This window comes from Paenibacillus sp. GCM10012306 (genome assembly GCF_042649265.1).
Taxonomy (GTDB): Bacteria; Bacillota; Bacilli; order Paenibacillales; family Paenibacillaceae; genus Paenibacillus_AQ.
This window is the reverse complement of record NZ_JBHRYW010000013.1, coordinates 146,480-169,661: the sequence shown is the minus strand read 5'-3', so window position 1 is coordinate 169,661 and position 23,182 is coordinate 146,480. Positions and strand designations below refer to the sequence as shown.

Sequence of the window (23,182 nt, the reverse complement as noted above, 5' to 3'; positions counted from 1 at the left end):
CTTTTTTTTGTCATTTATTTGTTCGTGATTAAGTCTGAAATTAAAATACCGTTTATTTTTAATCCTGTAATATCACAATCGGTGATCTCAACATTTGTTAAATCACAATTTCGTAATTGCCCATTAGAAAGGTTGCAGTTATGAAAACTTACTGATTTATACTGCCCATCGGGATTATAATTTCCGTCCCCCTCCATAGGAAGAACAACATTATGAAACTCTGTTCCAAAAAGATGAACGTGGTCAATAACAGCGTGGCTAAAATTAGCATCCTGAAGCCTTAAACCTGACATATTCACATCATTAAAAGTCATTTCCCCATTCTCATATCTCCTTTGCTAATAAATTAAATGGCGTTCGTAACTTCGACACATATTGTGCATATTCCTTTATTATCCAACTCTTTTATCTTTGTTGCTTTGAGAAAAGAGTCTTTCCATTTACTAGTAAATAGGCGGTGTTATAATAGAGGAATTAATTATGATTGAATGTCAGTAGGAGGCAACTATATGTCGCAAGAGAAGAGGAGATATCTATGAGACCAGAAAAACTGCAGCCAGGCGATGAAATTCGCATTATTTCACCTTCGAGAAGCTTATCTCTAATCGCACCAGAACAAAGGGAAGAGGCCAAACAGCAGCTTGAACGGCTGGGCTTCACTGTTTCATTCTCCAAACACGCACTAGAAGCGGATGAGTTTGTATCTTCATCCATTGAATCACGGGTTGCCGACCTTCATGAGGCCTTCCTGGACCCGAATGTCAAAGGCATTTTGACAACCATCGGTGGGTTTAACGCTAATCAACTGCTTCGGTACCTGGACTATTCCTTGATTGGGGCTCATCCTAAGCGCCTGTGCGGTTACTCTGATATTACGGCATTAAGTAATGCGATCTATGCCAAAACTGGGCTGATTACCTATTCAGGGCCACACTTTTCCACGTTTGCTATGCAGCAAGGCAACCAATACACCGTTGAGTATTTCCAAAGGATGATGTTGCTGGATCAGAAAGTAGCTGTGGAGCATGCGGAGGTTTGGAGCGACGATGAATGGTATTTGGATCAAGAGAAGCGCGAATTTATCAAAAATGAAGGGCCGTATGTCATCAATGAAGGCCAAGCAGAGGGTACAATTATCGGTGGCAATCTCTGTACCTTGAATCTCCTGCAAGGAACCGAATATATGCCGAGTCTCAAGAACGCTATCCTCTTCCTGGAGGATGATTATGAGTCACAGCCAGTGACCTTTGATCGGGATTTGCAATCCCTTATCCATCAACCCGGTTTTGAGCAGGTAAGAGGCATAGCCATTGGCAGATTTCAAAAGGGTTCAGGTATGACAAGAGCGCTACTAACCAGAATAATCAAAAGTAAACAGGAGCTGAGACATCTTCCCGTTGTAGCCGATGTAGATTTCGGACATACTTCTCCTATGATTACTTTTCCGGTAGGTGGTCGGGCAAGCCTGCAGGCTGGCGTACAGAAGCTTGAACTATGTATTGCTGAATGAAATTGGTTCAAGTTCATCTACATAGAATTAATTTAATCACTCCGGGGTCGTTCATGAGCCCTTCCCAGCACACTTTTCACGGACGTTAATGAGACAGGGGGCCCCTAACTTAGGTTGGGCAAAAAGAGGCTTACAGACAGCTCTGAACGGGTGAATAATCAACACGAACGATATGCGAGGACTTAATGATGAGTATATGGAGCTACAAGGGCGATTTACACCTATTGTTACAAGGGTAAGTGGATAGTTCTGTTATCTTTAGTGCTTTTCTCAAAATCCTGCAATAAAGGGAGCGAGACAGTTCTGTTTTTCTCGTTTTCTACAGTTTGGCAAGTTACAAGCAGGATCAGGTCGTGGTAAACTAATAGAACGGACGAAATGATGAGCTGCTCCTTTGGGAGTGGCTTTACGTTTCTCGATAGACATATTCAAGGTTAGATAATGGTTAATGAGAGAACCTTATATGTAAGTTATCAAGGAAAAGGGGCGTTAAGCTTTGCGCAATTATTTGGAATTACTTCAGGATGTTTTGGACAACGGGGTGGAAAAAAGTGACCGGACAGGGACTGGTACTCGGTCTGTTTTTGGACGGCAGCTGCGGTTTGATCTTAGTAAAGGTTTCCCGCTCGTAACGACGAAACGCATTCACTTGAAATCGGTCGTACATGAGCTGCTGTGGTTCTTGAAAGGCGAGACTAACATCTCCTACCTCAAAGAGAACGGAGTATCGATCTGGGACGAATGGGCGGACGAGAACGGCGATCTGGGGCCTGTCTATGGTTCGCAGTGGAGAGCCTGGGAGAGCGCGGATGGACGCCATATTGACCAGATTACGAGCGTTATCGAGGCTATTAAGAACAACCCGGATTCGCGCCGGCATATCGTCAGCGCCTGGAACGTAGGCGAGATCGAGAATATGAAGCTGCCGCCTTGCCACTTTGTGTTTCAATTTTATGTTGCGAACGGCAAACTGTCCTGCATGCTCACCATGCGTTCGGTGGACACGTTCCTGGGTCTACCATTTAATATTGCCAGCTATGCGTTACTGACCCACATGGTCGCCCAGCAGACTGGTCTGGAGGTTGGTGAGTTCATTTGGTCGGGTGCGGATGTGCATATTTATACAAATCACTTGGAGCAGGTTGCAACTCAGCTGCAAAGAGATCCGTATCCGTTGCCAACGCTGAAAATTAACAGAAAACCGGACAGTATTTTCGATTATGTCTTTGAGGACTTCGAGTTCGAAGGGTATCAGCATCATCCGGGAATCAAGGCACCGGTAGCGATCTAACATCGAAGCAAAGGAGAGATGGAAATGAGCATCAGCATGATCTGGGCTATGGACGTTAAGGGTGTGATCGGCAAGGATAACAGCATGCCTTGGCATTTGCCACGGGATTTTGCCTTCTTCAAGAGCGAGACGATGGGGAAAACGATGCTGATGGGCCGCAAAACGTGGGATTCGCTGGGCGGTAAGCCGCTGAAAGGCAGAACGAGTATTGTGCTGACCAGAGATCACAGCTTCACTGCTGAAGGGGCAGAGGTGGTGCATTCGCTGGAGGAGGCGCTTGAAGCTGCGAAGCGTACGGATGAGTTGATGGTCATCGGCGGAGCTGAGATTTACCGGATCGTGCTGCCTTATGCAGACAAGCTGATCGTGACCCGCATAGAGCATGATTTTGCCGGGGATACCTTCTTTCCAGATGTGAATTGGGATGAATGGAAGGAAGTCTCCAGTACACCTGGGATCAAAGATGAGAAGAATCCGTATGATTACCGTTTTGTAGTCTATGAACGTACGGAGCTGGCGTAAAAGCGTTTTCTCTAACACAACATGTGAAATAGTACAAATAATCAGCAGATTAATCCATTACAGTGCAAAAGTCTGGAATGCTAATATAATTAAAATTAGAAATTGCTAAACGATAGAATGCACAGGACTAAAGTTGCACTGTTCACGACATCATTAAGCCACAGGTATGCTACAATATACTATAGATATCAACACGAAGAGAACGGATGGGGGAAACGTAAACATGTCTACACCTACAGGTTTTATGGAGTATAAACGCCAGCTCCCAGGTGATCGTGATCCTGAGCAGCGGGTAAAAGATTGGGAAGAGTTCCACCACCATTTATCCGAGGACGAGCTTCGGACACAGGGTGCACGCTGCATGGATTGCGGAACCCCTTATTGTCATACCGGTATTGATATGGCTGGCGGAACCTCAGGTTGCCCTGTACACAACCTGATTCCGGAATGGAATAATCTGGTTTATCGCGGGTTGTGGCAAGAAGCGCTGGAGCGCCTGCACAAGACGAATAATTTTCCTGAATTCACTGGTAGCATCTGTCCTGCTCCATGTGAGGGCTCATGTACGGTCGGCCTGATCGGCCAACCGGTAACGATTAAGACCATCGAGCTAGCAATTATCGACAAGGGTTTTGAAGAGGGCTGGGTGGTACCGACACCTCCGGAGAAACGTACTGGCAAGAAAGTTGCAATTGTTGGTTCTGGTCCGGCAGGTCTGGCTGCTGCTGCACAGTTGAACAAAGCGGGGCATACCGTTACGGTATACGAACGCAATGATCGTATCGGCGGACTTCTGACCTACGGTATTCCAACCATGAAACTGGATAAACGCGTAGTGCAGCGTCGTGTGGATCTGCTTGCTGCAGAAGGTGTGAACTTTGTGGTGAACACTGAGATCGGCAAGGATATCCCGGCACAACAGCTGGTGGACGAGTTCGATGCAGTTGTACTTTGCGGCGGAGCGACCAAGGCACGTCAGTTCAACGTAGAAGGCAGTGACCTGAAAGGCGTTATGTACGCAATGGATTATCTGAATGGAACGATCAAGAGCTACCTGAATTCCAACCTGGAAGATGGCAACTTCGTATCCGCAGCTGGCAAGGACGTCATCGTTCTGGGCGGCGGGGATACCGGTTCCGACTGTGTTGCTACATCACTTCGTCATGGCTGTAACAGCATCACCCAGTTTGGTACGCATGAGAAGGCTCCACTGGAGCGTGATCCGATTGCTAACCCTTGGCCGCAGTTCCCGAATGTGTATACCCTTGATTATGCACAACAGGAAGCTAAAGCAGTATTCGGTGATGATCCGCGTGAGTTCTCAATCATGACGACCAAATTCGTCGGAGATGAGGAAGGCAACCTGAAGGAAGTACACACGGTGAAAATTCATCGGACGGTTGATGAGACTGGACGCAAAATCTATCAGCCGATCCCGGGTACAGAAACTGTACTGCCTGCACAATTGGCACTGATTGCTATCGGATTCGACGGACCTGAACAGGATCTGGTTCAAGCGTTGAACCTGGAAACGGACCGTCGCACGAACGTGAAGGCACGTTATGGCAAGTTCAACACTAACGTGGAGAAAGTATTTGCTGCAGGTGACATGCGTCGTGGACAAAGCCTGGTGGTATGGGCGATCAACGAAGGGCGCGCAGCTGCCCGTGAAGTTGATAAATTCCTGATGGGCTCCACTGTACTTGTCTAAGAATACTATTATAAAAAAGTAATTTACTTATACGAAGAGACCGTCTTCTCAGTTCTCAGAACTGGGGAACGGTCTCTTTTGTGTTACACAGCGGCTTTAGATACTGGATGCTTTCGTTTAAAAATAAAATCCTCTTCTTGACGAATTCCATGTCATCGTATAAATTAATTACAATCTATGTAAGTTGAACTTTATTCAGCTTGTAACCATATCGAAAAATGCATGGACCAAGGATCTGCAGTCCCATCATCGTTGGAACAGAGAGGGAACCCACCGGGTGAAAGGTTCCTCATAACGAGCGGAGTGCATCCTGCCTTGGAAGCAGCAGCGCGTGAGAAAGTACAAACGCTGCCGGACTCGGCCGTTATCCGATGGAGGACTGCCACGTTTGTTTGCGGCAGTTGAAACAGGGTGGTATCACGACGCATTCGTCCCTGACGAATGCGTCTTTTTGTTTTTTCTGGCGAAGGTTATGGCAGGTGTCAGACAATGAACAGCTTTTTTTATAAGGAAATCAGGAGGACGATGAAAATGCGCCAAAGCAATCTGTTACTTAATACTTTACGAGAGGCTCCGGCGGAAGCGGAAACAGCTAGTCATGGCCTGCTGCAGCGGGCCGGTTATATCCGGCAGCTGGCTGCCGGGATTTATAGCTATCTGCCGCTTGGCCGGCGTGTTCTGCACAAGTTGGAGAACATTGTGAGAGAAGAGATGGACAAGGCCGGAGCCCAGGAAGTGCTGCTGCCAGCGATGCAGCCTGCTGAACTGTGGCAGGAATCAGGCCGGTTCGGGGTATATGGCAAGGAGTTGATCACTCTGCAGGATCGCCATGACCGGGAATTCGTGCTCGGTCCAACACATGAGGAAGTTATCACTACATTGGTACGTAATGAGATCAGCTCTTACCGGAAGCTGCCGGTTACGCTGTATCAGATCCAGACCAAGTTCCGTGATGAACGACGTCCCCGCTCGGGACTGCTGCGGGGCAGAGAGTTCTTGATGAAGGATGCTTACTCCTTCGATAACGGATGGGAGAGCTTGGACCAATCTTATCAGACGATGTTTAACGCGTACCATCGGATCTTTGAACGTTGCGGACTGATCTTCCGTGCGGTGGAGGCGGATTCGGGGGCGATTGGCGGTGAAGGCGGCAGCCATGAATTCATGGCACTTGCAGATATCGGCGAAGATACCGTTGCTGCCTGTACGGCATGTAATTATGCAGCCAATCTGGAGCAGGCCGAATCTGCAAAGACAAGCGAGCAATTGGCGAAAGTGGAGGCAGACCTGCCAGCCGTAGAGAAATTCCATACGCCAGGCCTACGCACCATCGAACAGCTTGCAGCAGCGGGGCTGCAGCCTCAGGAGATCATCAAGACCCTGATCTACTCCGGCGGAGGCAAAGTATTTGCCGTTCTGGTCAGGGGCGATCATGAAGTCAACGAGATCAAGGTGAAAAAAGCGGTGGGAGCTGAGGAGATTGCGCTCGTGAGCTACGAGAGTGTCGAAGCGGCGGCAGGGACGGAGAGTGGCTTTATTGGTCCTGTCGAGCTGCTGATTCCGCTGCTCGTCGATGCAGAGGTAGCAGCTATGGCACATGGAGTAGCCGGCGCTGGCGAAGTAGATTACCATCTTCGTTATGTAGTGCCTGGTCGGGATTTTAGTCTGGGTCAGGTAGGTGATTTCCGAAATGTGGCGGAAGGAGACAGCTGCCCACGCTGCGGCTCAGGAGAGCTAAAATTCCATCATGGGATTGAAATCGGACATGTCTTCAAGCTAGGAACCAAATACAGTGAGAAGCTGGGTGCACGCTATCTAGATCCTTCTGGTAAAAATACGGATATGATCATGGGCTGTTACGGCATCGGTATTTCCCGGCTGCTCGCCGCCGTAGTGGAGCAGAACCATGATGATCATGGGATAAGCTGGCCTGCGGCGTTGGCGCCATTCCAGGTACACATTTTGCTGATGTCGGTGAAGGATGAAGCCCAGCGCACAGCTGCGGAGAATCTCTATACGGCGCTGAGTGAACATGGTATTGAAGTGCTGCTCGATGATCGGGATGAGCGTCCAGGCGTGAAATTCAAGGATGCCGAGCTGATTGGCCTTCCATTCACCGTTGTGATCGGTAAGGGAGCTGCCGAAGGTCAGGTCGAGCTTATTGAGCGCAAGGTGCTGACGAAGGAAAGCATGGGTCTTGATGATGTTATTCACCGTATCACAAATAGTGGTACAGCGGTGAATTAAGCTTTTGGCGAGATTGAAAGGGAAGAATAGTTAAAATTAATTTCCTATTTACAGTAAATATTTGTAAACTGTATACTAAGTTCAATTAGAATATGATTAAACGCAATGATTGGGAGTATTAAGGATTAACTATTGCCCAGAGAGCTGTCGGTGGGTGCAAGACAGTCAATGGTTCCCCCAACTCACCCATGAGCGGTAAGGTCGAACATTTGTAGATCTTAACGGTTAATCTCCGTAATCGGGTTTTAAGATTCGTTGTCTTTTTACTTATAACAACGATCAAGAAGAGTGGTACCGCGAAGGTTAAGCCTGTCGCCTCTTTGTAGGCGATAGGTTTTTTGTTTTTCTGCAAAAAACAGTTAATGAGAGGTGTTTGGTCAATGGATAATATTATTGATTATTACTCCCAATTTGATGAGTGGGGGAGGTTGGATCGAGAGCCGCTTGAGTTTATTATTAATCTGCATTTTATAAAACAGTATTTAGCTTCATCCGGAACTGTATTAGATAATGGCGCAGGACCAGGTAAATACTCAATAGAGCTAGCGAAGCTTGGATATAACGTAACTCTATCTGACCTAACACCTAAGTTAGTTGAAATAGCGAAACAGAAGGTATCCGAATTAGGATTGACAGAACAGTTTAACGGTTTTCATGTATTAAATGCAACACATTTAGAGGGGATACCAGACGAGACCTATGATGCTTCTTTGATGCTTGGTCCTCTATACCATTTACAAAAGGAAGAGGAACGAATATCAGCAATTAGGGAGTTACATCGTGTAACAAAGCGGAACGGCATCGTTTTTGTCGCTATCCAAAGTCGGATGAGAATGACAATTACATCTTTACAATATCCACAATTTTGGAAGCCCAATGATAACTTGGATACAATAAATGAGTTCTACGAGACCGGGGTGTTCAATCATAACGATAAAGGTCGATTTACAGGAGCGTTTTATTTTAACATTGATGAAGTAAAACCTTTTATGGAGAAGAATGGATTCGATACGATAGATTTAATTGGTTCTTCAAGCATCGCTGCAATGCTCTCAAATGAACAAAAGCAGTATTGGGTAGACCAAGGTGAATATGATAGAATGGTTAATTTTCTCATTTCCATTGCTAAAGATCCATCCGTATTGGGAATTTCATCTCATTTGCTATATATAGGGAGAAGAAAGTAATATGTAAATAATTATACAAACTCAACATATCAGGAGGTCGTGAAATCAAAGAGGAAAGTGGAATAGACACCACTGTCAGCCATTTAATTAGTGTTGTTTCCAACACGGCGATTCATAAATGGTATGACGGTGTGACTGATGTTCCGACGAAGGTTATGTTTGATTTTGTGTGCAAAGCTGTGGGCGGAGAGTTAGCTACTTCTGATGAAACGAGCGAGTGCAGGTGGGTTCCCAAGGAAAGTGTTCTGGATTTGATTACTTTACCTGCAATCCGCATGCGTTATGAAGCTTATTTGAACTTTAACGGCTCTGTGAATTATATGGAGTACGTCACTGCAACAACATCTGAATGTAGTGTTGAGCTTCAAAGACATATTTAGTTTAGTCGCACAAGAGGTCTATATGCGAGTTTTATCATTTCAAAACGGACATAAACTCCTGATCATCCCAGACATCTGAAAATTCTGGTTGTTCCTTAAACATTTCAATATAGCGGCCTCTCATGTTCAGGTTGTCGACGATTTCATTTTCAGCCATGGCCAAATGATGCAGAGTTTGCATACGATCTTTTTTCGATGACCAGATACATATTGCCAAAAAATAATGCGTGATCCCGCCGGAGCCGTGTTTTATGATAAATTCGAATAAAGGCTGTGCTTGCTGATATCGACCAGCCCATAAAAGACAGGCTCCGAGATCATTAGCGATAAACTTCTTCTTGTCGATATCAAGCGAGTCCGTTTCAAGTAGAGCCATAATATGCTGTACCTGTTGATCGTAGCTTTCCCAATCTTGTTTTTTTCGGAAAACCTCCAGCTTTATTGTGGTGGCGCCCAGCCAAAAAATAACCCGCTCTGGCCATTGTGCAGACTCATCCACGACTTTCATCAGACGTTCTGACTCTTTCATTGCTTCATCCATTTTATTGTGGAATGCTAAATGTTCGCCGGCTGTCCTAATATAGGACGCTCGATTTTTACGGTTCTCTTCAGTTGGCTCTATTGAATTGATGATATTGTAATAAATGTCAAACCATTCGGTCATTCTGTTCACGCACGCCCAGCAATGTGCTTGTGTACCATCGAACATAACAGCTGGCCATTCTTTTTGTTCACAGTTCGCCTTTGTCCAATGTAGAAACATGAGTTGTTCGTCTACTGTCTCCTGACATTTTTTTAATAGTGCCAATGTATCAACTAGTTCCCAGTGAGCCCAAAACCGTTCGTCTCGCTCCAGAGGTTCACGCATGTAAACTCTTAAGTGATCTTCACGTTCCTTTAACCCTCCATCACCTAAGAAGCTCAAGATTCGGTGCATTAGTCGGACTGCTTCCTTTGTGTATCCGTTCAAAGCGATGTCAGACAATACTTGTTCCCGGGCAGTCATCAATAGTGTCTCGTCCATATCGAGCGGGTTGATTTCCTTGAAATGACAGTACTCATCAAACAATGAACGTGCAGAACCAATTGTCATTCATTCTCCCCCTGTGTGCATTTGGATTAATATGGAATATTACAGATATTATATTTGAGTGATATTAGACCGGTCAACACTGGAGGTTTGGTGTGAAAAAAAGATATGTTATTATTTTACTATTGATTTTTGGTATATTACTGTTAATTGGCTATAATAGGTACTTTTATAATTTCAAAAGCCTTGATAACGCAACACAATTTCTAGATCCCATAGAATCACCAGACGGTCAATATAAAGCTAACGCGTATTATTTAGAGTATGGCGGTGCAGCAGGTGGGGTAATGTATATTATCGAGGTTGAACAAACTCAGACTGGTAAGAAGAAAAAGGTATATTCAAGTAACCATAAAGATGATTTTTCGCTATCTTGGAAATCCTCTGACATCCTTTCTATAAAGAATGAAAGTCCTAAATATAATGACTATAGAAATATTGATTTGAATGTAAATACAGATATCTATGAAGAATCAGGAGCTGCTTGCCGAAGTCTATTGCTTAAAGGGAACTTCGAAAACTGCTACCAAGCGGAGGGCATTAAGGTGGGTCTTATTTTTAAATTGCTTGGTTTTTGAACTGACGAGTAGAGGAGTTTAATTCATACTTAAGTTAGATGAAGTACTAATACGGTAAAATCACGCCTATAGGGGGCTTGGGATGTATCGGAAAAAGGCATTTATAATACTTGCTATGGGACTTTTAGTTTTACTGGTAGTGTTCGTCTATGTAACTCCTTTTGCAGGAAACCTTGTAGCAAAAACAAGGCTTGAAGGATATGCTAGGAGCGTTGGGGTTAAAATTATAAAAAAATCCCCACCGCTACCCAGTGTTACTTCGGGGCAAACTCAAATTCCAGTTATTCAGAGAAGTTATTGTTGGGGCAATTTAGGATGTGTGGATTATGTAGGGGGAAGTACAATGTTAAAGGGGGTTACTCCTACTGCTATAACATCTGAAGGGGATATTAAAGTTTCTTTTGCTTATAAACCAGCACCTAATGAGTTGGATGTTCAGCAATTTATCGATGATAAAACAATACAAATCCCTTTAAATAAGGGCTCTTTTAATGCTCCCAAAGAACAAGGTACTTATTACTATTGGATTCGAGCGCTCTGGAAAACAGATGATGGTAAATCTTCGAAAGGTGATACTTCAGCAGTTTTTGTTATTGAAGTTAAATGATTGAACTTACGGGATATGAGAACTAAAAGAGCATTAGGAGAAGCGATCGATTTAAATAATCGTTTTCCTTTGTTGTGCTTATACGCAGGAAAATTGAATAAGGATGCCACGGCAGCTGACCATAAATCAGCTGCCGTTTTTATTAGGCTAAGAACAGGTTCGTTTAGTGCTATTATCTGCGCAAACTCATTTTACACTGTAGTTCAAAGCTTTAAGAATATTAAAATCAGACGAAACAATATGGAGGAATTTACAATATTATCTTGTATATCATTCCCATTAGTGTTATACATGTAATATAACAAATATGGGGGTGATGCGAAATGAAATTGCTTCTACATGTCAACATCGCACATACTTAATGATCGCTTGCACTAATGCTGATGTGCTGCTAATGCGCCTCTTTCCTTGAAGTGCTATCGAAGGCCAAGAAACCGTCGGTGTTGCTGTTCATATGGCTGCGTCATTATCATAACCGTTCCGGTGATCGAAATTAGGGAAGGAGAATTCAAATGATGAAAAGCCGATGGAAAATCGTAGCTATGCTATTCTTGTGTCTGCTTATGCTGTTAACCGCCTGCGACGACAACACACCAGTGGCTGAGATGCAGAACGTAGCAGAGGCACTGAATACGTCTGAGGTAACCGAGCCGATCGCTGTCCCAACAACCGTGCCGACGGCGGCAATGGACTCACCTTCGAATGAAGCTTGGCTTACATACGAAATTACCCGGAAGGTTGCAAAGGAGAAGGCGGATCTCCTGACGAAAAATTACGATACGAACAGCGTGCAGTACGCTATTATCGATCATGGCAACATCGTCGTATCCGGCCAAACTGGCAAGAATGATGAGCAGGGACAGAAGCCGCTCACGAAAGACACAATATACGGGATCGGCTCGACGAGTAAAATGTTTACCACGGTTGCCGTCATGCAGTTGGTCGACCAAGGGAAAATCGATTTGGATACGCCTGTCGTCCAGTACATCCCCGAGTTTACGATGACAGATGAACGCTACAAACAGATTACGCCGCGCATGCTGCTTAATCATTCTTCCGGTCTGAACGGATCATCGTTTATAGACGCCGTTTTATTCGAAGATAACGATACTTATGCCCACGACACACTGCTGAAGCAACTGGCCGGGCAGACCTTGAAAGCAGACCCGGGTGCTTACTCGGTTTACTGCAATGACGGGTTTACACTGGCCGAGATTCTGGTCGAGCGTGTCAGCGGTATGAACTTCACCTCTTATATCCATCGATATATTACGGAACCTCTAGGTATGATCAATACGAATACGCCGCTCGATTCTCAGGACAAAGCGCAGATGGCGGGGCTCTATTATCCTACTTACATAGGGCAACTTCCCAACCAGTCGGTTAACGTGATTGGAACGGGAGGCATCAATTCCACGGCAGAAGATTTAGTTCGATTCTCGCAAATTTTCACAGGGCGAGCAGAGGAAGTCTTGTCGGGCAAATCGGCTGCGGCCATGACGCAAGAAGAGTATAAGACACCTTTGTGGCCTGACAATGCGGATAACTCAATCGCATACGGTCTTGGCTGGGACAGTGTCAATCTGTATCCCTTCAGCGAATACGGAATAAAGGCACTGACCAAAGGCGGGGACACGCCTCTCATTCATTCCTCGCTCGTCGTGCTTCCCGAGCAGGACATAGCAGCAGCTGTCGTCTCTTCCGGCGGAAGCAGTACGAGCAACCAGCTTCTGGCGAACGGAATCCTGTTACAAGCGCTTAAGGAGAAAGGGATATTTGCCGAATTCAAGCCTGAGAAATCGTACGGCGCTCCGGTAAAGGCTGATATGCCAGAGGCCATGCTGGAGTATTCGGGAATCTATGGTATGTATACTGGGACGTTAAACATCGATATTAACAAAAGTGGCGTCATGTCCATCACTTCGGAGCAATCGCCTGATCATCCAGCTGAAATCTACGAGTATTCGTCAGACGGTACGTTCCTCAGTGCAGATGGGAAAGGGATGATTAGCTTCGTGACAGAGGAGAACGGCCGCACCTACCAATGGCTTCGTCGATACATTTCGTTACCGGGTCTAGGGCAGGGGGCAATATCCATGTACAATGCTGAGAAGCTTCAGCCTCAAAATCTTCCGGAAAAGACAAAAAAAACATGGATGCAGCGTGACGGCAAGAAGTATTATTTGCTGAATGTGAAGTATACATCGATCTATTATTTGGTGTCGCCGCCCATCCCATTGAACATGTCAAAACAATTGCCGGGATATGTGCTCGATAAGCGAATAACCGGCCAGAATTCAGCTGTCTCCGAACTGCAAATCCCGGGATTGAACGGGCGTGATCTCTCAAGTCTTGCGTTCTTTACACAAGATGGCGTTGAGTACTTGAATCTTGGTGGATTCATCTTAGTGAACGAGGATGCCGTGAAGCCTTTTAACTTTGCTAAGAAGTCAACCGTTACGATTCCACCCGATGGATATGCCAAGTGGTATACGATAAAAGAGGAAGACGGGGGCAAGACCGCCCAGGTGAACATGTCCTCGAACGCCTCCTTCGCTGTTTATGATGCGAAGGGAACATGCATTTACTTCAGTGTCATCGGAGGCAAGGAACAGGTCGAACTGCCTGTGGGAGGATCGATTGTTTTTGCCGGGGATGCCGGTACGAAGTTCGAGATTTCCGCGCAGTAACGTCGCAATAGGAGTTTCATAACTTGGGAGATATAGTCCTGCGTATAAGAAAGAAGATTCTTCAAGAAAAGTTGGACGAATTGGAGGTGGAAATATCAGGAATTTGAAACTCAACATTTTGGAGTGATTAAATGTATAGAGTCAAAAAGGTGATTTGTTTTTCTTTATTGCTAATAGTCCTTTGTATTGGGTATTCATTGTATTATTTTAATCAATATTATATTAAAGATGCAAATGTATCTATTCAATCTAATTTGAATGAGTGGTTAAACAGAGGGAAAACGGAACATATTAGTGCTAACCTTATAAAGGTTGTACGAGTAAATCATTCAAATTCATATATCGCATTATTTCGTTTGGAAAATGATGATATAGGATACTCGCACTTAATTAAAGGGTTGAATGGAAAATACAAGATTGAACTAGCAGGATACGGGACTAATGAAGTATCGTACGTAAATATAAGGACAAATGAAGGTGAGTATGGAATTTTAATCGGGAAAAATCCTGGTTTAAAAATTAATCATATAGTTACTAAATTAGTATATGAAGAAGTTAGTTTTACAACGGATGTTTCTAAAGAGGAAATGTTTGTAAAGTATGAGAAGCTATCAAGTGATTTTAAAAAAACATTTCCTGCCGAATTAATTTATTATGATGAAAACAATATAATAATCAATTAAAAATCTGAATCAAAATATAATCAGGTGATGTAACCAATACGGTAAAATCACGCCTATATTTATGTTAAAGGGGCTTGGGATGCGTCGAAAAAAAGCATTTATTATACTTGTTACGGGATCTTTAGCTTTACTGGTTGTGTTCATTTATTTAACGCCTTTTGTAGGAAACCTTGTAGCAAATACAAGACTTGAAGGATACGCTAGGAGCGTTGGTATTAGAATTATAAAAAAATCCCCACCTCTACCAAGTGTTATTTCAGATCAAACTCAAATTCCAGTTATTCAGAGTAGTTATTGTTGGGGCAGTGTATGCGCGGATTATGAAGGCGGAATTACAATGTTAAGAGGGGTTGCTCCTACTGCTATAACACCTGATAGAGATATTAAAGTTTCTTTTGCTTATAAACCAGCACCTAATGGGTTGTATATTGAGCAATTTATCGATAATACAACAATACAAATCCCTTTGAATAATGACTCTTTTAATGCCCCAAAAGAACAAGGGACTTATTACTATGGGATTTCAGCGGTCTGGACAACAGAAGATGGTAAATTTTCAAAAGGCAGTACATCAGCAGGTTTTGTTATTGAAGTTAAATGATTGAACTAACGGAACAAGAAAGCTCAATAAGCATAATGCTACCAACGATAATTATTGGGCTATAGTTATTTTACTTTCTTCCCGCAACATTAACGAAATAACAAATAAAATCCATGCAGTCCTCGCTTAAGAACAATTTGATTCATCCGAAAACGAAGTAAAGCATTGAGCAAAAGGAGAACGACAGTTGAATCAAACAAGGAGAAGTTTGCCAAGGTAGCTGATCATAAAAATCAGCTGCCTTTTTTATTAGACTAAGCGCAGGATTGTTTAGTATTATTGCCTACGCAAACCCAAGTGACACTATGTTCAAAGCTTTAAGAATATTAAAAATTATACGAAATAAGATGGAAGAATTTACAACGGAATCTTGTATATCATTTCCATGTGTGTTATATATGTAATATAACAGATGCGGAGGTGATGCGATATAGAACTACTTCGACTCCCTCATTCTATTACATAAGGCAAACGTACTTGCGGTCGACTTGCATTTGTATAGCATTATCGACCCCACTTGCATCTTGAAGACACACAGCAACTGTCATAAGGAGGGATATTTTTGTTTATAGAGCTCGATCTGCAATCGGAAACCCCCATCTACACACAGCTGGTTGACCAAATCATCGAGGGGATCGCTTCTGGTGCTTTGCAGCCGGGGGATCCGCTTCCGTCGATCCGGAGCTTGGCGGAGGACTTAGGAATCAATCTCCACACCGTCAATAAAGCCTACAATTTGCTCAAGCAAGAGGGCTTACTCCAAGTACACCGAAAGAAGGGCGTTATCATTCAGCCCGACGGGATGCCTGGCGTGACGGAGGATTTCGAAGAGAAGCTCAGGCGGCAGCTGCGGTCTCTTGCAGCCGCCGCCGCGGTGCGGGGCATGTCGGAAGAGGCATTCGCAGAGGAGAGCAAATCGGTGTACCGGGATATGATTACAAATCGTGGAGGGGAACAACGTTGAAACAAGAAGCCATGATCATAATGTCCGGCAGTTATTTTATGCTTACGCTGATGCTCAGCTTACAGGCCTTTATCGGCTTGCGGACCCTGCTGTTCGGCATTGTCTTGCCGGTTGAGGCCTTGCAGGACGCGGCCGTCCGAGTCATTCGTCGGAATTACGCTTTGCTTACCAGCGGTTTTGCGGTTGTCATCGGAGGCGCTTGCTTTTTATGGGTGCGTCATCAACCGGTGCGGAGTCTCCTAATTTGGACGACAGCCCTCTTGCTTTTAATATTTGCGTCTTTCTTCGCTACGTGGATCAGCCGAAGGTCCGCAGAGCGCTTGAAGGCAGCAAGAGGCTGGGAGGTTGTCGTGCAGACGAAGCGCGCAGCGAGCCTCGGGATTGGCCGGACGCATGGAGCGGTGCTGAATTCTTGGTGGTATTCAGCAAATGTCGCCGTGATGGCGTTATGCATTTTCTTTGCTATTGCGAGGTGGGATACGATTCCGGGGTGGTTGCATCTCGGAAGGCATGACTTTTACAAATCCGTATGGACCGTGTTCGCGTTGAACATCGTGCAAGCGCTGAATATCACCTTTTTCGTTTGTTATAATCTGGTGATCAAGCGAGCCAGGACATCGCTGGATCCCCAGGACCGGAAGGGTTCTTTGGAAAAACAGTTGAAGCACAAGAAAATCCATTCCATTCTGACTTGGACTGCTTCGCTCCTGATGGTTATATTCGTAGGGGTGGAGCAAGCCATAACGTTGTATGGCTGGAAGGAGAACTTGCTTTTCCTCTCCGGTATGCTGCTTTGTACAGTACTCTTCTTGGCACTGATCGGCGTTATGCTTTACCTGCGAATCAAAGGTATTGATCAGGTAAGGGACGTTCCGTCGATGGAGGAGAGGCACTGGAAGTGGCTCGGCAGCATTTATGTGAACCCAGAAGATCCGGCGTTGATCGTTCCGAACATTCACGGTTTCGGCTGGACGATCAATATGGCCAATCCGCTCAGTAAGATCATAGTCGCTGCGATCCTGGCTGTGCCGGTAATTGAATATATCCTTATGTTTCCTATTTTAAACAAATAAACATTGGGAAGGAGCGTTCAAATGAGAAAAAACCGATGGATCATGGCAGCTGTGCTATCCGCGTGTTTGCTACTAACCTCCTGGGGCGAAAACACTGCACTGGCAGACATGCACAACATTGCAGTGGCACCGAATACATCTGAGGTGATCGAGTCAGGCGCTGTATCTTTAACTGCGAAAACGGCAGTAAAAGATTCGCCTTCGAACAAGGCTGTGCTCACCTACGAAGCAACCAGGAAAACTGCAAAGGAGAAGGCAGATCTCCTCACGAATGCTTACGGCACGAATAGCGTGCAGTACGCGATTATCGATCATGGCAACATCGTCGTATCCGGCCAATCCGGCAAGAATGACGAGAAGGGACAAAAGCCGCTCACGAAAGACACGATGTACGGGATCGGCTCAACGAGTAAAATGTTTACTGCGGTTTCCCTCATGCAGTTGGTCGACCAAGGGAAAATCGATTTGGATACGCCGGTCGTTCAGTATATCCCCGAGTTTAGAATGAAGGATGAACGCTACAAGCAGATTACGCCGCGCATGCTGCTGAATCATTCTTCCGGTCTGAATGGATCGTCGCTAACGAATGCTTTTTTATTCGAAGATAACGATACTTACGCCCACGACACACTGCTGGAGCAATTAGCAGGTCAGACTTTAAAGGCTGCCCCGGGCGCTTATTCGGTTTATTGCAATGACGGATTTACGTTAGCCGAGATTCTGGTCGAACGAGTCAGCGGCATGGACTTTACCTCATATATTCATAAATTTATTACACAACCTCTAGGTATGGCTAATACGAAGACGCCACTTGATTCTCCAAGCACAGCGAGGATGGCGGGACTCTTTTATCCCACCTACCCAGGACAACTTCCGAACGAGACAGCCAATGTGATCGGAGCGGGAGGCATCTACTCCACAGCGGAAGACTTGGCTAGATTCTCTCAAATTTTTACAGGTAAAGCGGAAGAAGTTTTGTCAGGAAAATCGGCTGCGGCCATGGCGCAAAACGAATACGAGACGCCTTTGTGGCCTGACGATACGGCCGCCTCATTCGATTACGCTTACGGTCTCGGTTGGGACAGCGTCAATCTGTATCCATTCAGCGAATACGGGATGAAGGGGCTGACCAAAGGCGGGGACACAATTCTCTATCACTCTTCGCTCGTCGTGCTTCCCGAACAGAACTTGGCGGCAGCGGTTATCACTTCTGGAGGGAACGCTACGTTCGACCGGCTTATGGCGAACGAAATCCTGCTTCAGGCGTTGAAGGAAAAAGGGACAATAGCCGAATTCAAGCCTGAGAAATCATTCGGTGCGCCGGTCAAGGGGAATATGCCGGAATCCGTGCTGCAGTATTCGGGAATTTATGGCGCGACCAATGTAACGATAAAGGTAGATATCACCAAAGGCGGCGTCATGTCTATCACTTCGGAGCAGTCACCCGGTAATCCGGCCCAAATCTTCGAGTTCTCAGCGGACGGCACGTTTCGGAGTGCAGACGGGAATGCGAAGATCAGCTTCGTGAACGAGGAGAACGGCCGCGTCTACTTATGGATTCGTCAATACGTTTCGTTGCCAGGCCTTGGGCAGATGTCTATATCAGTGTACAATGCCGAGAAGCTCCTCCCCTCAAATCTACCAGCAGAGACAAAAGCAGCATGGAGTCAGCGTGACGGCAAGAAATATTATCTGCTGAATGAGAAGTACACGTCGATTGGTTATCTGGGTACAGGAATCATCCAATTGAATGTGTCGAAGCAATTGCCGGGGTATGTGCTCGATAAGCGAATTACAGGCCCGAATACGGCCGTCTCCGAATTGCAAATTCCGGGAATGAGCGGGCGTGACCTCTCAGGTTATACGTTTTTTACAGAGAATGGCGTTGAGCACCTTAATATTGGTGGAAGCATCTTGGTGAACGAAAACGCCGTGAAGCCTATCTACGTCGCTAAGAAATCAATCGTTACGATTCCGCCCAGCGGATACGCCAGGTGGTATACGATAAGTGACAAAGACGGGGGAAAAAGCATTAAGGTGAACATGTCCGCGAACGCCTCCTTTGCCGTTTATAATGCGAAGGGAGCATGCACCTACTTCAGTGTCATCGGAAGCAAGGATAAGGTGGAACTGCCGGCGGGAGGAACGATTGTTTTCGCCGGAGATGCCGGCGCGAAGTTCGAGATTTCGGCGCAGTAGCATCGCAATAGGTATTAAGAAGGCAGTCGATCTAAATGGTCGGCTGCCTTTATTCAGCTAACAGGCATCAGGGAGAGTTTACTTATAATAAAAAAGCACCCCAAATATTTAAATTTCTTAAGTTAAACTTATAGAGATCTTATATTACCTGGAGGTGTGTTTATGCGAAATATAGATTACATAAATTATTATTGGCAAGATGATGAAGTTAGATTGCGTTCAATACAGGCTGATGATTGGGAGAGTTCGTATCTAAGTGGATTCGATACCCCTGCTAGACGTTTTCTAGAATGTACTATTGAATTACCGCCTACAATTTCAGAAGCAAAGAAGTTTGTAGAAGACAACGCTGGATTTTCCTCCACTAATGGGCGAATCATGTTTACAATTGAAAATTTGAACGGTGAAAATGTAGGTGGGATCAATCTAAATAGCATTGACGAAAGAAACGGAACATTCAGTATAGGTATAGTAATAGATAAAGAGTATCGTGGTAAGGGTTATGGTACAAGAGCTATGAAAATCCTTCTGAAATATGCTTTTCTGGAAAGAAGACTTAATAAATTTAATGACTACGTTCTTGAAGGGAATGAAGCATCTGCGAAAATGATGCAGAAGCTTGGTTGCGTTCAAGAAGGTGTACGTCGGCAAGTGGTTTATATAAATGGTCAATATTTAGATTTTATTTTGTTTGGATTAACTAAAGATGAATATATCGAGAAGCATAAAGAGATTAACCACCTTACTTGAAGTGGCTCTATGTTTATATCCTGATATAACCACAATAGCTGTATAGAAGAGACCGGATAAGCTGGCTTCAGCAGCTTATCCGGTCTTATTTTGAAATTAACTAATCATGTTTACGAAGTAAGAAAAGGCTACCGTGGATCCCGCTAATCCTAATTCTGGCTTTGCTGCTTCTCCTGCATCTCCATATAGTTGCGCATCTGGCGCATATTCTCGGGAGCGTCCATGTGATCGGCGGAGATCATTTCAATGATACAAAGTCTTCCGGCCTGTTCCTTCTCAGCTTGGATTATCGCCTGGTCAAGCTCTCCATAGGTCCGAACAGTCACGGTAAGGGCATCGCCTCCAAAAGCTTCGGCCAGCTTGGTGTATGACCAGCGCGGAATTTTGTTATATTGCTGATCCTCTGTTTTGACATTTAAATATTTTTCGATCGTATAACCATCGTTATTCAAAATAAAGATAATAGGTTTGCATTCATAAAAAAGCATGGAGCTGATCTCCTGGGCGGTCAACTGCAAGGAGCCATCACCTGTAAATAACAACACCCGTCGGTCCGGGGCAGCGATACAGGCACCGTATGCCGAGGGGGTGGCATAACCAATGGACTCCCAGCCTCCCTGAGCAATATACGTCACATTGCGCGGCAGTCTAACTTGTGCCATTCCGTTGTAAAATGTACCGGTCTCCGCAATCACAATATCCCCCTCTTGCAGCATCTGCTGAAAGCGCGGATAATAATTGGCCGCTGTTAGTGGATCATCGGCACTGCCCGTGATTTGGTCGTACGGGAATGTCGGTTTTCCAGCTAAACCTTGGCCTTTGTATCCAGCCTTTTGTAACGCAAGCAGCATGTCAGCAGCGTACACATTCGGATATTCTGCTTCTCCGACCTTGACCATCGCCGGTTGAATATCGACGGTCACCAGTGGGTTCAGCTTCGCGGTGAAATTTGCAGTGTTATTGTCTGCCAATACCATGCCTATCGCAATGATACAGTCTGCATTTTCTACCGTGGTTTGAACTTCAGAACTTCCGAAAGAACCTTGGTACATCCCAATATAATTAGGATGGGTTTCGTCGAATGCCCCTTTGCCGAACATCATTGTCGCAACAGGTACGTGCATGGCGTCGGCCAAGCGACGAACCGCTATCTCTAGACCAAACCGCATTGTTTTGACATCAACGAGAATGACCGGTCGGTGGGCCCGCTCCAGTAGCTGGCGGACATGTTCAGTTGCTGCCTGAAGAGTTTTCAGATTGGATGCTGGACGCGGCGGTACCGGCTCTTGGCGGGCAATAATCGGTTTGGTCACTAAATCATTAGCCACAACGAGGTATACCGGCTTTTTCTTTTCTTTGGCAATGCGAATGGCGGTAGGAATTTCTAGCTCGGCATTTTCCGGCGTCAGCACTGTGGTATAAGCTGTAATGTGATCATACACTTTGTGGAAGACGTCGAAATCCCCATTCATGAGGCTGTGATGCATCAGCTTGTGTGCTTGTTGATCCTTTTCGGGAGGTGCACCTACGATGTGAATCAGCGGTATATGCTCGCTGTTAGCGCCCGCTATCGCGTTGCAGGCACTGAGTTCGCCGACTCCAAAAGTCGTGATAAGAGCAGATAGACCTTTGATTCTTGCGTATCCATCCGCTGCATAACCTGAATTCAATTCATTCCGTCCACTAATAAACCTGATGCCGTTATATTGCTCCAGCGCGTCCAATAGTGTGAAATTATAGTCTCCGGCAACGCCGAAAATTTCGGTAATACCCTCCAGCTTCAAGCAATCGAACAAATACTGGCCCAGTGTCTTTGGAGTGGTCCCAGTTATTGAATTAGAATTACCAGCCGCTACTTTGATTCCCATCTCTTGCTCACTTCCTGTCCATTCAATTTTTTGTATAAGTTTCCCTTAACAGTGCTGGTTATTCACTATTTATGAGTAGAATCATATTTTCGTAATTGTGTCGTAATTTTATATAGTAGGTGTCGCATATTCCTATTAAAAATGCCCAAAGGATGTGATACCTTATAGGTGGATGTCAGAATAATATATACTTGGAGGCCAAGCGAAATGACCATTAGAATTGGCAAAATCAGTTTTTGGCATGTTCATGCCTGGGACTATGTCAAACAAGCCCAAGAGCATGAAGATACCGTTATCGCTGCGGTGTGGGATGAAGATGCTGAGCGCGGGGCAGAGGCTGCTGCGAAGCTGAATGTTCCTTTTTTTGAATCCCTGGATGAAATGTTGGCACAAGAAGACATTGATGCCGTAATTGTAGATGCTCCGACAAATCGTCATGAAGAGGTTATGATCGCTGCGGCCAAGGCGGGCAAACATATTTTCACGGAAAAAGTGATCGCCTCCACGCAAAAGGAAGCCAATCAGATCCTTGCCGCTGTTAACGACAATAAGGTTAAGCTGACAGTCTCGCTGCCGCGTCTAAACGACGCATATACATTGAAAATACAAGAGGTTCTCGATCAGAAGCTGCTGGGTAAAATCACATATGTCAGAGTTCGTTTGTCTCATAATGGGGCCACGGCGAACTGGCTGCCGTCTCATTTCTATAATTTAGAGCAATGTCAGGGCGGTGCATTGATCGATTTGGGCTGTCACCCAATGTATCTGACCCGGTTGTTCCTGGGAGAGAAAATAACCGGTGTAAGCGCTAACTTTGGCTATGTGACCGGTAAAGAAGTGGAAGATAACGCGGTGGCTACCCTGCATACTGAATCAGGTGCAATTGGTGTGGTGGAAGCCGGATTCGTGAATAGTCACTCGCCGTTTACCATTGAAGTGCATGGCATTGAAGGTACCCTGTTGTTCGGAACCCCGGAAGCTAAACTTCTGCTTAAGACAAATGTCGGTTCACCGGAATCGCCTGTATGGAGAGAGCAGGAATTGCCGGATAACGGGGAGAGTGCTTTCCATCAGTGGGTTGCCCATATTCAGGGGGATACGCTGGCTGAAGAGAACCTGGCAATCGCAACCGAGCTTACAAGCCTGATGGAAGCGGCGAACCGTTCAGTCCAGGAGGGACGTAAGATTAAGCTGGAAGAACTCGATTCCTAAGGCCTTTGGGAGGAAGCTT

At 45.3% G+C, this 23,182-nt stretch carries 19 protein-coding genes and 1 other annotated feature; of the genes, 16 read left to right on the top strand and 3 right to left on the bottom strand.

All coding sequences use genetic code 11. The annotated features are described in order from the left end of the window. Positions 1 to 14: 14 nt before the first annotated feature. Positions 15 to 314: a pentapeptide repeat-containing protein gene (locus ACFORK_RS24135; protein WP_379203875.1), complete on the bottom strand. Its 300-nt coding sequence runs from the start codon at positions 312 to 314 to the stop codon at positions 15 to 17. Positions 315 to 535: 221 nt separating this feature from the next. On the opposite strand from ACFORK_RS24135, the gene ACFORK_RS24130 reads away from it, so the two are divergent. The 6 genes from ACFORK_RS24130 (at position 536) to ACFORK_RS24105 (ending at position 8,468) form a co-directional block, all read left to right on the top strand. Then, positions 536 to 1,510: a S66 family peptidase gene (locus ACFORK_RS24130; protein WP_379203873.1), complete on the top strand. Its 975-nt coding sequence runs from the start codon at positions 536 to 538 to the stop codon at positions 1,508 to 1,510. Positions 1,511 to 2,006: 496 nt separating this feature from the next. After that, positions 2,007 to 2,801 (top strand): thymidylate synthase, encoded by a 795-nt coding sequence (gene thyA, locus ACFORK_RS24125; protein WP_379203870.1) that lies wholly within the window; start codon positions 2,007 to 2,009, stop codon positions 2,799 to 2,801. 24 nt (positions 2,802 to 2,825) lie between these two features. Next, positions 2,826 to 3,323: a dihydrofolate reductase gene (locus ACFORK_RS24120; protein ID WP_379203868.1), complete on the top strand. Its 498-nt coding sequence runs from the start codon at positions 2,826 to 2,828 to the stop codon at positions 3,321 to 3,323. A gap of 223 nt (positions 3,324 to 3,546) precedes the next feature. Then, a complete protein-coding gene (locus ACFORK_RS24115) occupies positions 3,547 to 5,034 on the top strand; it encodes a glutamate synthase subunit beta (RefSeq protein WP_379203866.1) in 1,488 nt (495 codons plus the stop codon). Between the two features lie 531 nt (positions 5,035 to 5,565). After that, complete coding sequence (locus ACFORK_RS24110; RefSeq protein ID WP_379203864.1) at positions 5,566 to 7,281, top strand: proline--tRNA ligase; 1,716 nt, start codon at positions 5,566 to 5,568, stop codon at positions 7,279 to 7,281. 96 nt (positions 7,282 to 7,377) lie between these two features. After that, positions 7,378 to 7,604 (top strand) — a binding site (T-box leader). 57 nt (positions 7,605 to 7,661) lie between these two features. Next, a complete protein-coding gene (locus tag ACFORK_RS24105; RefSeq protein ID WP_379203862.1) occupies positions 7,662 to 8,468 on the top strand; it encodes a class I SAM-dependent methyltransferase in 807 nt (268 codons plus the stop codon). 414 nt (positions 8,469 to 8,882) lie between these two features. On the opposite strand, the gene ACFORK_RS24095 is transcribed toward ACFORK_RS24105, so the two are convergent. Continuing rightward, positions 8,883 to 9,941 (bottom strand): hypothetical protein, encoded by a 1,059-nt coding sequence (locus ACFORK_RS24095; RefSeq protein WP_379203860.1) that lies wholly within the window; start codon positions 9,939 to 9,941, stop codon positions 8,883 to 8,885. A 92-nt stretch (positions 9,942 to 10,033) separates the two neighbouring features. Here ACFORK_RS24095 and ACFORK_RS24090 point away from each other — a divergent pair, with 92 nt between their 5' ends. The 9 genes from ACFORK_RS24090 to ACFORK_RS24050 all read left to right on the top strand — a co-directional run bounded on the left by ACFORK_RS24090 (position 10,034) and on the right by ACFORK_RS24050 (position 20,083). Next, positions 10,034 to 10,516, top strand: a complete 483-nt coding sequence (locus tag ACFORK_RS24090) for a DUF5412 family protein (protein ID WP_379203858.1) — start codon at positions 10,034 to 10,036, stop codon at positions 10,514 to 10,516. Between the two features lie 82 nt (positions 10,517 to 10,598). Further along, positions 10,599 to 11,123: a hypothetical protein gene (locus ACFORK_RS24085; protein WP_379203856.1), complete on the top strand. Its 525-nt coding sequence runs from the start codon at positions 10,599 to 10,601 to the stop codon at positions 11,121 to 11,123. 512 nt (positions 11,124 to 11,635) lie between these two features. Further along, positions 11,636 to 13,813, top strand: a complete 2,178-nt coding sequence (locus ACFORK_RS24080; RefSeq protein WP_379203854.1) for a serine hydrolase domain-containing protein — start codon at positions 11,636 to 11,638, stop codon at positions 13,811 to 13,813. A 131-nt stretch (positions 13,814 to 13,944) separates the two neighbouring features. After that, entirely contained in the window at positions 13,945 to 14,496 is a 552-nt protein-coding gene (locus tag ACFORK_RS24075) for a hypothetical protein (protein WP_379203852.1), read from the top strand. 79 nt (positions 14,497 to 14,575) lie between these two features. Continuing rightward, complete coding sequence (locus ACFORK_RS24070) at positions 14,576 to 15,097, top strand: hypothetical protein (protein WP_379203850.1); 522 nt, start codon at positions 14,576 to 14,578, stop codon at positions 15,095 to 15,097. 562 nt (positions 15,098 to 15,659) lie between these two features. After that, positions 15,660 to 16,061 carry a GntR family transcriptional regulator gene (locus ACFORK_RS24065; protein WP_379203848.1) on the top strand — a complete coding sequence of 134 codons (402 nt, stop codon included), beginning with the start codon at positions 15,660 to 15,662 and terminating at the stop codon, positions 16,059 to 16,061. Next, the gene (locus ACFORK_RS24060) at positions 16,058 to 17,134 is read left to right on the top strand and encodes a DUF5808 domain-containing protein (protein WP_379203846.1); all 1,077 of its coding nucleotides are present in this window, start codon (positions 16,058 to 16,060) and stop codon (positions 17,132 to 17,134) included. Before ACFORK_RS24065 ends, ACFORK_RS24060 begins: the two co-directional genes overlap by 4 nt. 21 nt (positions 17,135 to 17,155) lie before the next feature. Further along, the gene (locus ACFORK_RS24055; RefSeq protein WP_379203844.1) at positions 17,156 to 19,333 is read left to right on the top strand and encodes a serine hydrolase domain-containing protein; all 2,178 of its coding nucleotides are present in this window, start codon (positions 17,156 to 17,158) and stop codon (positions 19,331 to 19,333) included. A gap of 162 nt (positions 19,334 to 19,495) precedes the next feature. After that, the gene (locus ACFORK_RS24050; protein ID WP_379203841.1) at positions 19,496 to 20,083 is read left to right on the top strand and encodes a GNAT family N-acetyltransferase; all 588 of its coding nucleotides are present in this window, start codon (positions 19,496 to 19,498) and stop codon (positions 20,081 to 20,083) included. Positions 20,084 to 20,232: 149 nt separating this feature from the next. On the opposite strand, the gene ACFORK_RS24045 is transcribed toward ACFORK_RS24050, so the two are convergent. Next, the gene (locus ACFORK_RS24045) at positions 20,233 to 21,951 is read right to left on the bottom strand and encodes an alpha-keto acid decarboxylase family protein (RefSeq protein WP_379203839.1); all 1,719 of its coding nucleotides are present in this window, start codon (positions 21,949 to 21,951) and stop codon (positions 20,233 to 20,235) included. 207 nt (positions 21,952 to 22,158) lie between these two features. Here ACFORK_RS24045 and ACFORK_RS24040 point away from each other — a divergent pair, with 207 nt between their 5' ends. Continuing rightward, a complete protein-coding gene (locus tag ACFORK_RS24040; protein ID WP_379203837.1) occupies positions 22,159 to 23,163 on the top strand; it encodes a Gfo/Idh/MocA family protein in 1,005 nt (334 codons plus the stop codon). Positions 23,164 to 23,182 lie beyond the last annotated feature (19 nt).

What these genes read in the sequence shown, in the direction of transcription:
- ACFORK_RS24080 (WP_379203854.1), top strand. Translation starts at nt 11,636, where the DNA reads ATGATGAAAAGCCGATGGAAAATCGTAGCTATGCTATTCTTGTGTCTG.
- ACFORK_RS24040 (WP_379203837.1), top strand. Translation starts at nt 22,159, where the DNA reads ATGACCATTAGAATTGGCAAAATCAGTTTTTGGCATGTTCATGCCTGG.
- ACFORK_RS24110 (WP_379203864.1), top strand. Translation starts at nt 5,566, where the DNA reads ATGCGCCAAAGCAATCTGTTACTTAATACTTTACGAGAGGCTCCGGCG.
- ACFORK_RS24055 (WP_379203844.1), top strand. Translation starts at nt 17,156, where the DNA reads ATGAGAAAAAACCGATGGATCATGGCAGCTGTGCTATCCGCGTGTTTG.
- ACFORK_RS24135 (WP_379203875.1), bottom strand. Translation starts at nt 314, where the DNA reads ATGACTTTTAATGATGTGAATATGTCAGGTTTAAGGCTTCAGGATGCT.
- ACFORK_RS24105 (WP_379203862.1), top strand. Translation starts at nt 7,662, where the DNA reads ATGGATAATATTATTGATTATTACTCCCAATTTGATGAGTGGGGGAGG.
- ACFORK_RS24095 (WP_379203860.1), bottom strand. Translation starts at nt 9,941, where the DNA reads ATGACAATTGGTTCTGCACGTTCATTGTTTGATGAGTACTGTCATTTC.
- ACFORK_RS24115 (WP_379203866.1), top strand. Translation starts at nt 3,547, where the DNA reads ATGTCTACACCTACAGGTTTTATGGAGTATAAACGCCAGCTCCCAGGT.
- ACFORK_RS24070 (WP_379203850.1), top strand. Translation starts at nt 14,576, where the DNA reads ATGCGTCGAAAAAAAGCATTTATTATACTTGTTACGGGATCTTTAGCT.
- ACFORK_RS24050 (WP_379203841.1), top strand. Translation starts at nt 19,496, where the DNA reads ATGCGAAATATAGATTACATAAATTATTATTGGCAAGATGATGAAGTT.
- ACFORK_RS24085 (WP_379203856.1), top strand. Translation starts at nt 10,599, where the DNA reads ATGTATCGGAAAAAGGCATTTATAATACTTGCTATGGGACTTTTAGTT.
- ACFORK_RS24075 (WP_379203852.1), top strand. Translation starts at nt 13,945, where the DNA reads ATGTATAGAGTCAAAAAGGTGATTTGTTTTTCTTTATTGCTAATAGTC.
- ACFORK_RS24045 (WP_379203839.1), bottom strand. Translation starts at nt 21,951, where the DNA reads ATGGGAATCAAAGTAGCGGCTGGTAATTCTAATTCAATAACTGGGACC.
- ACFORK_RS24130 (WP_379203873.1), top strand. Translation starts at nt 536, where the DNA reads ATGAGACCAGAAAAACTGCAGCCAGGCGATGAAATTCGCATTATTTCA.
- ACFORK_RS24120 (WP_379203868.1), top strand. Translation starts at nt 2,826, where the DNA reads ATGAGCATCAGCATGATCTGGGCTATGGACGTTAAGGGTGTGATCGGC.